The following is a 13,069-nucleotide window of genomic DNA, read 5'->3' as shown; positions in this document are numbered from 1 at the left end:
CAGGGTCGTGACGGACGACGAGGCGGCGAAGGGCGGCGGATGGCCGGGGCGCGGTGGGCGCGGACACACCTGGTGGACGCTTACTGCCACGGGGTCGATCCCGGGGACCTCGGGCTGGGCGCCTTCGAGGCGCGGCTCCCCGGCGCCGCCGCGGCGGGCACCACCCTTTTCGACAGCCCCATCGGCTTCGCGGTGCGCCGCTGGTGCCCGCCGCTGCTCGGCCTCGAACCGCACTGTCCGCCGGCCCGCTATCTGGCCCGCCGCCGTGAACTGGGCGCCTATGAGGCGACCCGGCGGCTGCTGCGCGGCACCGCCATCACCGACTACCTGGTCGACACCGGTGAACCGGGTGGCCTCACGCCGCCCAAGGAACTCGGCGCGGCGGGCGCGGCGGCCGCGTACGAGATCGTCCGTCTGGAACCGCTCGCCCAGCAGGTCGCCGACACCTCGGGCACGGTGGACTGCTTCCTGGCGAATCTCGCCGAGGCGATCCATGGCGCCGCGCTGACGGTGGCCGGCTTCTCCTGCGGGGACGGCGCGGGAGCCGGCCGCGGCCGGCATGCCCGGCCGGGGCCTTCGGGGGCGGCGGACGAGGGCTACGGAGGCGCTGACGGCGGTCACGCCGGTGACGGCGACGGCCGCGATGACGGCGGCTTCGGCCGCTTCGGGATCGGCAGGGCCGACGCGGCGTCCGCCGGGTTCGCCGCGCTCTCCGGGCTGCCCGGGTTCGCCGGCTCCCCGGGGTCGGGCGACACGGGCGCCGCGGGCTTCTCCGGACTCCCGGGCTTCGCGGACTCCTCCGCGCCCCCCGGCTCTTCCGGCTGGACCGATCCCGAACCCGTTCCGTACGGCTCCGGCCGGGGATACGGCACCCGGCCGCCGGATCCGGTGGAGGTGCGGTACGCCGCCGGGCGGTGGCTCGGTGGCCGGCCGGTGGGCGGGCGGCCGACCGATCCCGTACTGCTGCGCCATCTGCTGTGGCACGCGGTCGCCACCGGACTGCCGCTGCTGCTCAGGCACCACCCGGCCGGGCCGGGACCGCTGGCGGGCGTCGACTTCCTGCGCGCCACCGCCGGACTCGGCACGGACGTGGTGCTGGTGCCGGGACCGGCGCACCAGGCCGCCGCGGCGGACCTGGCCGCCGCGCTTCCGCATGTCTACGTGGCCCTCGGCACCGACCCGGCCGCGGTGCTCGCCCGCGCCCCCTTCGGCAAGGTGCTCTACGCCAGCGGGGCGGTCGGCCTGCCCGAGCTGTACGTCACCGGCACCCGCGGCTTCCGCACCGCGCTCGACCGGCTGGTCGGGGAGCGGGTCGGCGCGGGGGAGTGGTCAGCGGCGGACGGAGAACGGGTCGCCGCTCTCGTCGCGGAGGGGAACGCGCGCCGGGTCTACCGGCTGCCGCCGGCCACCGGGAGCCGCCTCCCGCACCCCCGCTTCCCCTTCGCCGACGGCGGGTTCTGACCCGCCCGGCTCGCTCAGCGGCCGCTCGCGGAAGGAGAGCACCACCCGCAGCACCGCGATCCAGATCAGCGCGGCGCCGAGCATGTGCAGACCCACCAGGACGATCGGCAGTCCGGTGAAGTACTGGACGTAGCCGATGACGCCCTGGGACATCAGCACCAGGAAGAGGTCCCTGGTCCGGCGGCGCGGCCCGATCGGCGCGTCCACCGCCCGCAGCACGAACCACAGCGCGGCGGTCAGCCCGACCACGACCCAGGCGAAGTCGGCGTGCAGCTGCGCGATCGTCTTCCAGTCGATGGGGACGCGCCGCACGTCGCGCGAGTCACCGGGGTGCGGCCCCGCGCCGGTCACGATGGTGCCCACCGCGATCAGCACGGCGCTCGCGGCGGTGAGGAGCTGGCCCAACTGCCGTACCGGCTTGCCGACCAGCGGACGCGGCGAGGCGTCGCCTTCCGCGGCCCGCTGCCAGGTCAGTACGGCGACGGTGATCAGCGCGGCCGAGAGCAGGAAGTGGGTGGAGACCACATACGGGTTGAGGTCGGTGAGCACCGCCACGCCGCCCCAGACCGCGTTGGCGACCACCACCCAGAACTGCGCCCAGGCCAGCCGGTACGGACCCCGGCGGAGCGGTTTGCCCGCCCGTACGGCCACGATGGCCCAGCCGACGGCGGCGCACAGCACGTAGGTCAGCATCCGGTTGCTGACCTCGATGGTGTGGTGGATGCCCATCTCACGGGTGCCGAGCAGGCTGTCGCCGTTGCAGGTGGGCCAGGTCGGGCAGCCGAGCCCCGAGCCGGTGAGCCGGACCGCGCCGCCGGTCACCACGATGACCACCGACATGACCACGGCGGAGAGCGTCGCCCGGCGGACCGTCACCGGTCGCGGGGTCCACCGGGCGGCGATGAGGGCGAACGGGTTTCGCGCGATGGCGGGCAGCTTCGGCACGGGCCCATCGTAGGCGCCCACCTTGTGCACGGTTTCACGAGGGGCTGCGAGGGGGCGCCGAGGCCGGGCGCGTGGGTGCGAGCGGGCCGGCCGGTGAGCGGCAGCTCACTCCCAGCGGAAGAAGCGGGCGGCCGCGGCCAGTGCGACCACCGCCCATACGGCGAGGATCCCCAGATCGCCCCAGGGCATCCCGGCGCCCTGCTGGAGCACGTCCCGCAGCCCGTCCGACAGCGCCGAGATCGGCAGCAGTTCGAGCACCGACCGCACGCCGCCGGAGAACTTGTCCATCGGCACCAGCACCCCGCCGCCCACCAGGAGCAGCAGGAAGACCAGGTTCGCTGCGGCCAGCGTCGCCTCCGCCCGCAGGGTGCCGGCCATCAGCAGCCCGAGTCCTGAGAAGGCGGCGGTGCCCAGCGCCAGCAGCAGCACCACCGCGAAGGGGTTGCCGTGCGGGGACCAGCCGAGCGCGAAGGCGATCACCGTCAGCAGCACGATCTGGAGCACCTCGGTGACCAGGACGGAACAGGTCTTCGCGGCCATCAGCGCCCAGCGCGGCAGCGGCGAGGCGCCCAGCCGCTTGAGGACGCCGTAGCGCCGTTCGAAGCCGGTGGCGATGGCCTGTCCGGTGAAGGCGGTGGAGAGCACGGCGAGGGCCAGGACGCCCGGGGTGAGGAAGTCCACCGCCTTCCCCTTGCCGGTGTCCACGATGTCGACCGAGCTGAAGAGGAGCAGCAGCAGAGCCGGGATCACCACGGTGAGCAGTAGCTGCTCGCCGTTGCGCAGCAGCAGCTTGGTCTCCAGCAGTGCCTGCGCCCGGATCATCCGCCGCAGCGGGGCGGCCCCCGGCGCGGGAGCGAAGGCGCCGGCGGCGTAGGCGGCCTCGGCCCCAAGGGTCGTCTCACTCATACCCGCGGCTCCTTGCCGGTCAGCTCAAGGCTGTTGTCTTCCGGGGGGCGACCCCCCGTGCCCCCGCGTGTTCCGGGGTTGCCCTGTCTCATACCCGCGGCTCCTTGCCGGTCAGCTCAAGGCTGTTGTCTTCCGGGGGGCGACCCCCCGTGCCCCCGCGTGTTCCGGGGTTGCCCTGTCTCATACCCGCGGCTCCTTGCCGGTCAGCTCAAGGCTGTTGTCTTCCGGGGGGCGACCCCCCGTGCCCCCGCGTGTTCCGGGGTTGCCCTCTCTCATACCCGCAGCTCCTTGCCGGTCAGCTCAAGAAATACGTCCTCCAGGGTGCGGCGCTCCACCGCGAGGTGGTCCGGCATGACGCCGTTCTGGGCGCACCAGGAGGTGACGGTGGCCAGGAGTTGGGGGTCGACCTTGCCCTCGATGCGGTAGTTGCCCGGGGTGGACTCGATGGCGGCGGTGTCGGCGGGCAGCGCCTTGAGTAGGGAGGGCAGGTCCAGACCGGGGCGGCCGGAGAAGCGCAGGGTGTTCTCGGCGCCGCCGCGGCACAGCTCCTCCGGGGTGCCGGCGGCGATCGCCCGGCCGCTGTCGATGATCACCACCTGGTCGGCGAGCTGCTCGGCCTCGTCCATGAAGTGGGTGGTGAGCACGACCGTCACCCCGTCCGCCCGCAGCTCCCGGACCAAATCCCAGGTGGCGTGCCGGGCCTGCGGGTCGAGGCCGGCGGTGGGCTCGTCGAGGAAGACCAGCTCGGGGCGGCCGACCACGGCCATCGCCAGCGCGAGCCGCTGCTGCTGGCCGCCGGAGAGCCGGCGGTAGGTGGTGCGGCCGCAGGATTCCAGGCCGAGCCGTTCGATGAGCAGCGCGGGGTCGACCGGGTCGGCGTAGAGCGTGGCGGTGTGCCGGAGCATCTCGACGGCCCGCGCGCCGGGGTAGACCCCACCCGATTGGAGCATCACCCCGATACGGGGCCGCAGCAGCGCCCCCTGCGCGGCGGGGTCGAGGCCGAGCACCCGGACGGCGCCGCCGTCGGGCCGCCGGTAGCCCTCGCAGATCTCGACGGTGGTGGTCTTGCCCGCGCCGTTGGGACCGAGCACCGCGGTGACGCCGCCGCGCGCCACGGTCAGGTCGAGGCCGCCCACCGCGGTCTTGGCGCCGTACCGCTTGACCAGACCGGTCACCTCGATCGCGGGCTCGTTTCGCATGCGGCCGAGTCTAGGGAGCCGCGGCGGAACCGGCGGCGGCAGGGCGGCCTGCGTCGTCCGCCGCGTCGTCCGGCACGTCGTCCGATGAGTGTCAGCTTAGGTAACCCTTAGTGACGTAGCCCACCGCGATGGCGGATGGTGTCGCTTGCCGGTCCTCAAAGAATTACGCAACAATGGGCTTGTGAAATACCTGGATGGCGCTGCCCCAGTGGCCGCGGACGAGCAGACGACCGGGGAGCGGCGCACCCGCACCCGGGTCGCCCGCTCCATCCTGGACCACGGCCCGTCCACCGCCGCCGACCTCGCCGAGCGGCTCGGCCTCACCCAGGCCGCGGTGCGCCGCCATCTCGACGCGCTCTGCGCGGAAGACATGGTGGAACCGCACGCCCAGCGGGTCTACGGAAGCCGGGGCCGCGGCCGTCCCGCCAAGGTCTTCGCGCTCACCGACTGCGGCCGCGACGCCTTCGACCAGGGGTACGACCAGCTCGCCGCCGACGCGCTGCGCTGGATCGCCCAGTCGGCCGGCGGCGGCGCCGACGGGCAGGCCGCGGTCTCCGCTTTCGCCCGGGCCCGGCTCGCCGCCCAGGCCGAGCGCTATCGCGCGGCCGTGACGGCGGCGGCCCCGCAGGACCGGGCCAAGGCCCTCGCCGCCGCCTTGTCGGCGGACGGGTACGCTGCTACCGCGCGCAGTGCTCCCGCCCGGCGTGGTGCGGGGGGACCCCCGGCACCGGCCGGAGAGCAGCTCTGCCAGCACCATTGCCCGGTGGCTCACACCGCCGGGCAGTTCCCGCAATTGTGCGAGGCGGAGGCCGAGGTCTTCTCCGAGCTGCTCGGGACCCATGTTCAGCGGCTGGCCACCATCGCCCATGGCGACGGGGTGTGCACCACGTTCATCCCTCGGGCACACCAGCCGGCGGCGGACCGCGCGTCACCGCAAGACCCCGCACCACGGCCGGACCCCGTATCACCGCGAGACCCCGCACCACCGCAAGACCACGCTTCAGCACCAGCCCACGCATCAGCCAGTACGTCCGGGAGGAAACCCGCATGACTGCTCCCACGGAGACCACTCACCCGGAGCTCGAAGGCATCGGCACTTACGAGTACGGCTGGGCCGACTCGGACGCGGCCGGCGCCGCTGCCAAGCGCGGCCTGTCCGAGGACGTCGTCCGCGACATCTCCGGAAAGAAGTCCGAGCCGGAGTGGATGCTGAAGCTGCGGTTGAAGGGGCTGCGCCTCTTCGGCAAGAAGCCGATGCCGACCTGGGGCTCCGACCTCAGCGGTATCGACTTCGACAACATCAAGTACTTCGTGCGGTCCACCGAGAAGCAGGCCGAGTCCTGGGAGGACCTGCCGGAGGACATCAAGAACACCTATGACCGGCTGGGCATCCCGGAGGCCGAGAAGCAGCGCCTGGTCGCCGGTGTCGCCGCCCAGTACGAGTCCGAGGTCGTCTACCACCAGATCCGCGAGGACCTGGAGGAGCAGGGCGTCATCTTCCAGGACACCGACACCGCGCTGCGGGAGCACCCGGAGCTCTTCCAGGAGTACTTCGGCACCGTCATCCCGGCCGGCGACAACAAGTTCGCCTCGCTGAACACCGCGGTGTGGTCGGGCGGCTCCTTCATCTACGTGCCGAAGGGCGTGCACGTGGAGATCCCGCTCCAGGCCTACTTCCGGATCAACACCGAGAACATGGGCCAGTTCGAGCGGACGCTGATCATCGTCGACGAGGACGCGTACGTCCACTACGTCGAGGGATGCACCGCGCCGATCTACAAGTCGGACTCCCTGCACTCCGCGGTGGTCGAGATCATCGTGAAGAAGGGCGGCCGCTGCCGCTACACGACCATCCAGAACTGGTCGAACAACGTCTACAACCTGGTCACCAAGCGCGCCGTGGCGTACGAGGGCGCGACCATGGAGTGGGTCGACGGCAACATCGGCTCCAAGGTCACCATGAAGTACCCGGCGGTCTATCTGATGGGCGAGCACGCCAAGGGCGAGACGCTCTCCATCGCCTTCGCCGGCGAGGGCCAGCACCAGGACGCCGGCGCCAAGATGGTGCACATGGCGCCCAACACGTCGTCCAACATCGTCTCCAAGTCGGTGGCGCGCGGCGGCGGCCGTACCTCCTACCGCGGTCTGATCGAGATCGGCGAGGGGTCGACCGGCGCCAAGTCCAACGTGCTGTGCGACGCGCTGCTGGTGGACACGATCTCCCGCTCCGACACCTACCCCTATGTGGACGTCCGCGAGGACGACGTGTCGATGGGTCACGAGGCGACCGTCTCCAAGGTCTCCGACGATCAGATCTTCTATCTGATGAGCCGCGGCATGACCGAGTTCGAGGCGATGGCGATGATCGTGCGCGGCTTCGTCGAGCCGATCGCCAAGGAACTCCCGATGGAGTACGCGCTGGAACTGAACCGGCTCATCGAGCTCCAGATGGAAGGCTCGGTCGGCTGACCGCCGCCCCACCGATCCGCGACGACGTCACGACGAGAAAGCAGTAACGACAAGCGATGGCTGAGAACACCCCTGCGGGCAGCACCACGGACGGTGCCATCACGGTGGGGCAGCCGGTGGCCCAGCCCGCCGACGCCCGGGTCAGCGCGGCCGCGTCCTTCGACGTGGCCGACTTCCCGGTCCCCAGCGGGCGCGAGGAGGAGTGGCGCTTCACTCCGCTGGCCCGGCTCCGCGGTCTGCACGACGGCACCGCGGAAGCCACCGGCGGCGCCCTCCGCCGGGAGGTGACCGTGCCCGAGGGCGTCACCATGGAGACCGTGGACCGGGACGACCCCCGGCTCGGCCGGGTGGGCAAGCCCGTCGACCGGGTGGCCGCCCAGGCGTACAGCTCCTTCGAGAAGGCCTCGGTGATCAGTGTCCCCAAGGACACCGTGCTCGCCGAACCGGTGCGGATCGCCGTGCACGGCCAGGGCGGTGTGGCCTACGGCCACGTGGTGATCGAGGTCGGCGCCTTCGCCGAGGCCGTGGTGGTCCTCGACCACACCGGGGACGCCGTGGTCGCCGCCAACGTCGAGTACGTGATCGGCGACGGCGCCAAGCTCACCGCGGTCTCCGTGCAGGACTGGGACGACACCGCGGTGCACGTCGCCCAGCACACCGCGCTGATCGGCCGGGACGCGAGCTTCAAGTCGGTGGTGGTCACCTTCGGCGGCGACCTGGTCCGGCTGCACCCCCGGGTGGTCTACGGCGGGCCCGGCGGCGAGGCCGAACTCTTCGGCCTGTACTTCACCGACAAGGGCCAGCACCAGGAGCACCGGCTCTTCATCGACCACGACACCCCGCACTGCCGCTCCAACGTCGCCTACAAGGGCGCGTTGCAGGGGCAGGACGCGCACGCGGTGTGGATCGGCGACGTGCTGATCCGGGCCAGCGCCGAGGGCACCGACACCTATGAGCTCAACCGCAACCTGGTGCTCACCGACGGCGCCCGGGTCGACTCCGTGCCCAACCTGGAGATCGAGACCGGTGAGATCGTCGGCGCCGGCCACGCCTCCGCGACCGGCAGGTTCGAGGACGAGCAGCTCTTCTACCTCCAGTCCCGCGGGATCCCGGCCGACGAGGCCCGCCGCCTGGTGGTCCGCGGCTTCTTCGGCGAACTCGTCCAGCAGATCGGCCTGCCCGATCTGGAGGAGCGGCTGATGGCGAAGATCGACGCCGAACTGGAGGCATCCGTCTGATGACCACCGAGGCGTCCTTCGTACGTGTCTGCGCGCTGAGCGAGCTGGTGGACGACACGCCCCGCCGGGTCGAGATCGGCGAGGTGCCGGTCTCCGTGGTCCGCACCGAGGGCGAGGTGTTCGCGATCAACGACATCTGCTCGCACGCCAACGTCTCGCTCGCCGAGGGCGAGGTCGAGGACTGCCAGATCGAGTGCTGGCTGCACGGCTCCAGCTTCGATCTGCGGACCGGCAAGCCGTCCGGACTGCCCGCCACGCGGCCCGTCCCCGTATACCCCGTCAAGATCGTTGGGGACGACGTGCTCGTCTCCGTCACCCAGGAGTCCTGAGTCACCCATGGCAACGCTTGAAATCCGAGACCTGCACGTCACCGTCGAAGCCGACAACTCCACCAAGGAGATCCTCAAGGGCGTCGACCTGACCGTCAGGCAGGGCGAGACCCACGCCATCATGGGCCCCAACGGCTCGGGCAAGTCCACCCTGGCGTACTCGCTGGCCGGCCACCCCAAGTACACCGTCACCAGTGGCACCGTCACCCTCGACGGGGAGGACGTGCTGGCGATGACGGTGGACGAGCGCGCCCGCGCGGGCGTCTTCCTCGCCATGCAGTACCCGGTCGAGATCCCCGGCGTGTCGGTCTCCAACTTCCTGCGCACCTCCGCCACCGCCATCCGCGGCGAGGCCCCCAAACTGCGTACCTGGGTGAAGGAGGTCAAGGAGACGATGCAGCAGCTCCACATGGACCCCGCCTTCGCCGAGCGCAACGTCAACGAGGGCTTCTCCGGCGGTGAGAAGAAGCGCCACGAGATCCTCCAGCTCGAACTGCTCAAGCCGAAGGTCGCGATCCTCGACGAGACCGACTCCGGCCTGGACGTGGACGCGCTGCGCATCGTCTCCGAGGGCGTCAACCGGGTCCGCGAGAGCGGCGAGGTCGGCACCCTGCTGATCACGCACTACACGCGCATTCTGCGCTACATCAAGCCCGACTTCGTGCATGTCTTCTCGGCCGGCCGGATCGTCGAGTCCGGCGGCGCCGAACTCGCCGACAAGCTGGAGGAAGAGGGCTACGAGTCCTATGTGAAGGGTGGCGCTTCCGCGTGACAACGAGCTCGTTTGGCGGTCGGGTCCTGCCCGGCCTCCTCGACACCGAGGCGATCCGCAAGGACTTCCCGGCCCTCGACCGGCTGGTCCACGACGACCGCAAACTGGTCTACCTGGACAACGCGGCGACCTCGCAGAAGCCGCGCCAGGTGCTCGACGCGCTGAACGAGTTCTACGAGCGGCACAACGCCAATGTGCACCGCGGTGTGCATGTGCTCGCCGAGGAGGCCACCGCGCTCTACGAGGGCGCCCGCGACAAGATCGCCGCCTTCGTCAACGCGCCGAGCCGCGACGAGGTGATCTTCACCAAGAACGCCTCGGAGTCGCTGAACCTGGTGGCGAACATGCTCGGCTGGGCCGACGAGCCGTACCGGGTGGACCGCGAGACCGAGATCGTCATCACCGAGATGGAGCACCACTCCAACATCGTGCCGTGGCAGCTCCTCTCGCAGCGCACCGGCGCCAAGCTGAAGTGGTTCGGCCTCACCGACGACGGCCGGCTCGACCTGTCCGACATCGAGCAGGTCATCACCGAGAAGACGAAGATCGTCTCCTTTGTGCTGGTCTCCAACATCCTCGGCACGGTCAACCCGGTCGAGGCCATCGTGCGCCGCGCCCAGGACGTCGGCGCGCTGGTGCTGATCGACGCCTCGCAGGCCGCCCCGCACATGGTGCTCGACGTGCAGGCGCTCGGCGCCGACTTCGTGGCCTTCACCGGCCACAAGATGCTCGGCCCGACCGGCATCGGCGTGCTGTGGGGCCGCCAGGAGCTGCTGGAGGACCTGCCGCCCTTCCTCGGCGGCGGCGAGATGATCGAAACCGTCACGATGCACTCCTCGACCTACGCGCCCGCGCCGCACAAGTTCGAGGCCGGCACCCCGCCGATCGCCCAGGCCGTCGGTCTGGGCACCGCGGTGGACTATCTGACCGCGATCGGCATGGACAAGATCGCCGCCCATGAGCACGCGATCACCGAGTACGCGCTGAGCCGGCTGCGGGACGTGCCCGAACTGCGGATCATCGGCCCCACCACGGTCGAGGACCGCGGCGCCGCGATCTCCTTCACCCTCGGTGACATCCACCCGCACGACGTGGGGCAGGTGCTGGACGAGCAGGGCATCGCGGTGCGCGTCGGACACCACTGCGCCCGCCCGGTCTGCCTGCGCTACGGAATTCCGGCGACCACGCGAGCGTCGTTCTATCTGTACTCCACTCCGGCCGAGGTCGACGCCTTGGTCGAGGGGCTGGAGCAGGTACGGAACTTCTTCGGCTGATGGTGGTGACGCGGTGAAACTGGATTCGATGTACCAGGACGTGATCCTGGACCATTACAAGCGCCCGCACGGGCGCGGCCTGCGGGACGGCCAGGCCGAGGTGCATCACGTCAACCCGACCTGCGGTGACGAGATCACCCTGCGGGTGCGGATGGACGGCACCGTGATCGGCGACGTCTCCTACGAGGGCCAGGGCTGCTCCATCAGCCAGGCGAGCGCGTCGGTGCTCAACGAGCTGCTGGTCGGCAAGGAGGTCGCGGAGGCGCAGCGGATCCAGGAGACCTTCCTGGAGCTGATGCAGTCGCGCGGCCGGGTCGAGCCGGACGACGCGATGGAGGAGGTGCTGGAGGACGCGGTCGCGTTCGCCGGCGTCTCCAAGTACCCGGCGCGCGTCAAGTGCGCGCTGCTCAGCTGGATGGCCTGGAAGGACGCGACCGCGCAGGCGCTGTCCGGCGCCCCCGCCGACGGCACCACTGGTAAGGAGACCGCATGACCGACAACACCGAGGTCGCCCTCAAGCCGGCCTCCGAAGAAGAGCTCCGCGAGGCGCTCTACGATGTCGTCGACCCCGAGCTGGGCATCGACGTCGTCAACCTGGGCCTGATCTACGGCATCCACATCGACGACACCAATGTCGCCACCTTGGACATGACCCTTACCTCGGCGGCCTGTCCGCTCACCGACGTGATCGAGGAACAGGCCAGGTCCGCCACCGAGGGCATCGTCAACGACCTCAAGATCAACTGGGTCTGGATGCCGCCGTGGGGCCCCGACAAGATCACCGACGACGGCCGCGAGCAGCTCCGCGCGCTCGGCTTCAACGTCTGATCGCTCCTCAAACACCGGGCGGCCACCGCGCGTTGCGCGGTGGCCGCCCGCTGCTGTTCGCCTCAGGGGCGCTTGCCGTACGCCGGGAGTTCCCTTGTACGGCACAGCCTTCTCGTCGGCATTCGCGCCGCCCGGCCGAATGGACCGAGCCGCCGACGAAAGGCACCCACGTTGCGAGTCCGTGTTGTTCATGGTGTCCACAGTGTTCATGGCGTTCACGGTGTTCATGGTGTTCGTGTCGCTCCGTCCGTACGCGGGACGGGTCTCACCGCGCTGGCCGCCGGTTCGGCGCTGCTGATGGCCGGGGTGGGCATGGTCGGCCCCGCGCACGCCGCGAGCTACGGCACACCGAAGATCTCGCTCTCCGCGTCCTATCTGTCGGGCGCGGTCGGCGCCACCGGCGACCCGACGGTCACCGTGACGATCAGCCAGAGCGGGGCGGACGCCTCGGCGCTGACGGTGACCGCCGCCAAGACCAGCAAGTCGTCGGTCGCGGCGACCTCGGACGTCACCGCCACCGGCAGCGGCGGCGCCCGTACCGTCGCGGTGACCGCGCACGCCCAGGGGTACACCGACCTGACGCTCCAGGTCACCGGGCTCGGCGGCAAGACCGCCAGCAAGGTGCTGCACTACGCGGCCTCGCCCGCGGTGCGGTTCGCCGCCGACAGCCGCTATCTGACCGGCGCGAGCGACGCGTCGGCGGCGGTCGACGTCGGCGGCGGCTACATGGTGGTGGCCAACGACGAGGACAACACCCTGCGGCTCTACAGCCGCGCCGCCTCCGGCGCCCCGGTGAAGACCTGGGACCTCGACGACGCCCTCGACGCGGACAAGGAGGTCGACATCGAGGCGGCCACCCGGGTCGGCGACACCGTCTACTGGACCGGCTCGCTCGGCAACAACAAGGACGGCGAGTACAAGGCGGACCGCAACACCGTCTTCACCACCACCGTCTCCGGCTCCGGCGCGTCCACCTCGCTGACCTTCGGCAAGGCCTACCACAAGCTCCGCGACGACCTGGTGGCGTGGGACAAGGCCAACGGCAACCACTACGGCTTCGCGGCGGGTACGGCGGACGGCGAGATCCCCAAGGAGATCGACGGCTTCAACGTCGAGGGCCTGGAGTTCGCGCCCGGCTCCACCACCACCGCCTACATCGGCTTCCGCGCCCCGCTGGCCCCCGCGGTGCCCGGCGGCAGGGCGCTGATCGTGCCGGTCACCAACATGGACAAGGTCGTCACCGGCACCAAGGCGGCTTTCGGCGCCCCGATCGAGTTGGACCTCGGCGGCCTGTCGATCCGCGACCTCCGCAAGAACGCGGCGGGCCAGTACCTGATCATCGCCGGCTCGTGGGCCGCCGACGACAACAGCGACCCGTACGTCCTCTACGCGTGGGACGGTGTCCCGGGCCACGCCCCGGTGAAGAAGCTGGACCTGCCGACGACCGACGCGGGCGGCTGGGAGTCGGTCGTCGACGTCCCCGACCTCACCCAGCCCGGCGCCCGGGTCGAACTGATCACCGACGACGGCGACGCCGACCTCTACGGCGACGGCACCCAGGCGAAGGACCTCGACCACCCCGAGTGGCAGAAGTCGCGCAGCACGTGGTTCACGCTGGGCTGACCGGTTCGGGGCGGGCGCGTTGACG

12 protein-coding genes and 1 pseudogene are annotated in these 13,069 nt (G+C 70.9%); 10 read left to right on the top strand and 3 right to left on the bottom strand.

What is annotated here, in order from left to right:
- Window positions 1-39 precede the first annotated feature (39 nt).
- Window positions 40-1,461, top strand: coding sequence for an amidohydrolase (locus OG519_RS07240; protein ID WP_405580152.1), 1,422 nt, complete (start codon window positions 40-42; stop codon window positions 1,459-1,461).
- Here the strand turns inward: OG519_RS07240 and OG519_RS07235 are convergent.
- From OG519_RS07235 to OG519_RS07225, 3 genes and pseudogenes are all read right to left on the bottom strand, one after another.
- Window positions 1,435-2,406: pseudogene (locus OG519_RS07235) on the bottom strand (COX15/CtaA family protein); the annotation flags it as partial. The gene OG519_RS07240 and the pseudogene OG519_RS07235 sit on opposite strands and share 27 nt — an antisense overlap.
- A gap of 105 nt (window positions 2,407-2,511) precedes the next feature.
- Window positions 2,512-3,312 carry an ABC transporter permease gene (locus OG519_RS07230; RefSeq protein ID WP_405580149.1) on the bottom strand — a complete coding sequence of 267 codons (801 nt, stop codon included), beginning with the start codon at window positions 3,310-3,312 and terminating at the stop codon, window positions 2,512-2,514.
- A gap of 272 nt (window positions 3,313-3,584) precedes the next feature.
- Window positions 3,585-4,511, bottom strand: coding sequence for an ABC transporter ATP-binding protein (locus OG519_RS07225; protein ID WP_405580147.1), 927 nt, complete (start codon window positions 4,509-4,511; stop codon window positions 3,585-3,587).
- Window positions 4,512-4,701: 190 nt separating this feature from the next.
- On the opposite strand from OG519_RS07225, the gene OG519_RS07220 reads away from it, so the two are divergent.
- From OG519_RS07220 to OG519_RS07180, 9 genes are all read left to right on the top strand, one after another.
- Window positions 4,702-5,562, top strand: coding sequence for a helix-turn-helix transcriptional regulator (locus tag OG519_RS07220; protein WP_405592533.1), 861 nt, complete (start codon window positions 4,702-4,704; stop codon window positions 5,560-5,562).
- On the top strand, window positions 5,559-6,980 hold the full coding sequence (gene sufB, locus OG519_RS07215) for a Fe-S cluster assembly protein SufB (protein WP_405580144.1): 1,422 nt from the start codon (window positions 5,559-5,561) through the stop codon (window positions 6,978-6,980). Before OG519_RS07220 ends, sufB begins: the two co-directional genes overlap by 4 nt.
- 56 nt (window positions 6,981-7,036) lie before the next feature.
- Window positions 7,037-8,218 carry a Fe-S cluster assembly protein SufD gene (sufD, locus tag OG519_RS07210; protein WP_405580142.1) on the top strand — a complete coding sequence of 394 codons (1,182 nt, stop codon included), beginning with the start codon at window positions 7,037-7,039 and terminating at the stop codon, window positions 8,216-8,218.
- Window positions 8,218-8,547: a non-heme iron oxygenase ferredoxin subunit gene (locus OG519_RS07205; protein ID WP_405580140.1), complete on the top strand. Its 330-nt coding sequence runs from the start codon at window positions 8,218-8,220 to the stop codon at window positions 8,545-8,547. The genes sufD and OG519_RS07205 overlap by 1 nt, the downstream gene beginning before the upstream one ends.
- Before the next feature lie 7 nt (window positions 8,548-8,554).
- A complete protein-coding gene (gene sufC / locus OG519_RS07200) occupies window positions 8,555-9,319 on the top strand; it encodes a Fe-S cluster assembly ATPase SufC (protein ID WP_405580138.1) in 765 nt (254 codons plus the stop codon).
- 26 nt (window positions 9,320-9,345) lie between these two features.
- Window positions 9,346-10,593, top strand: a complete 1,248-nt coding sequence (locus tag OG519_RS07195) for a cysteine desulfurase (RefSeq protein WP_405592531.1) — start codon at window positions 9,346-9,348, stop codon at window positions 10,591-10,593.
- A 13-nt stretch (window positions 10,594-10,606) separates the two neighbouring features.
- On the top strand, window positions 10,607-11,086 hold the full coding sequence (gene sufU / locus OG519_RS07190; protein WP_405580137.1) for a Fe-S cluster assembly sulfur transfer protein SufU: 480 nt from the start codon (window positions 10,607-10,609) through the stop codon (window positions 11,084-11,086).
- Window positions 11,083-11,421: a metal-sulfur cluster assembly factor gene (locus tag OG519_RS07185; protein WP_405580134.1), complete on the top strand. Its 339-nt coding sequence runs from the start codon at window positions 11,083-11,085 to the stop codon at window positions 11,419-11,421. The genes sufU and OG519_RS07185 overlap by 4 nt, the downstream gene beginning before the upstream one ends.
- A gap of 297 nt (window positions 11,422-11,718) precedes the next feature.
- On the top strand, window positions 11,719-13,044 hold the full coding sequence (locus OG519_RS07180; protein WP_405580131.1) for a hypothetical protein: 1,326 nt from the start codon (window positions 11,719-11,721) through the stop codon (window positions 13,042-13,044).
- Window positions 13,045-13,069 lie beyond the last annotated feature (25 nt).

The organism is Streptomyces sp. NBC_01190 (assembly GCF_045039895.1).
Lineage (GTDB): Bacteria > Actinomycetota > Actinomycetes > Streptomycetales > Streptomycetaceae > Actinacidiphila.
Note: the sequence above shows the minus strand (reverse complement) of the source record. Positions and strands in the feature narration are given on the sequence as shown.

Excerpts from the sequence above, each read along its gene's own strand:
- sufC (WP_405580138.1), top strand. The coding sequence starts at position 8,555 with ATGGCAACGCTTGAAATCCGAGACCTGCACGTCACCGTCGAAGCCGAC.
- sufD (WP_405580142.1), top strand. The coding sequence starts at position 7,037 with ATGGCTGAGAACACCCCTGCGGGCAGCACCACGGACGGTGCCATCACG.
- sufB (WP_405580144.1), top strand. The coding sequence starts at position 5,559 with ATGACTGCTCCCACGGAGACCACTCACCCGGAGCTCGAAGGCATCGGC.
- OG519_RS07205 (WP_405580140.1), top strand. The coding sequence starts at position 8,218 with ATGACCACCGAGGCGTCCTTCGTACGTGTCTGCGCGCTGAGCGAGCTG.
- OG519_RS07240 (WP_405580152.1), top strand. The coding sequence starts at position 40 with ATGGCCGGGGCGCGGTGGGCGCGGACACACCTGGTGGACGCTTACTGC.
- OG519_RS07225 (WP_405580147.1), bottom strand. The coding sequence starts at position 4,511 with ATGCGAAACGAGCCCGCGATCGAGGTGACCGGTCTGGTCAAGCGGTAC.
- OG519_RS07230 (WP_405580149.1), bottom strand. The coding sequence starts at position 3,312 with ATGAGTGAGACGACCCTTGGGGCCGAGGCCGCCTACGCCGCCGGCGCC.
- OG519_RS07180 (WP_405580131.1), top strand. The coding sequence starts at position 11,719 with ATGGCCGGGGTGGGCATGGTCGGCCCCGCGCACGCCGCGAGCTACGGC.
- OG519_RS07185 (WP_405580134.1), top strand. The coding sequence starts at position 11,083 with ATGACCGACAACACCGAGGTCGCCCTCAAGCCGGCCTCCGAAGAAGAG.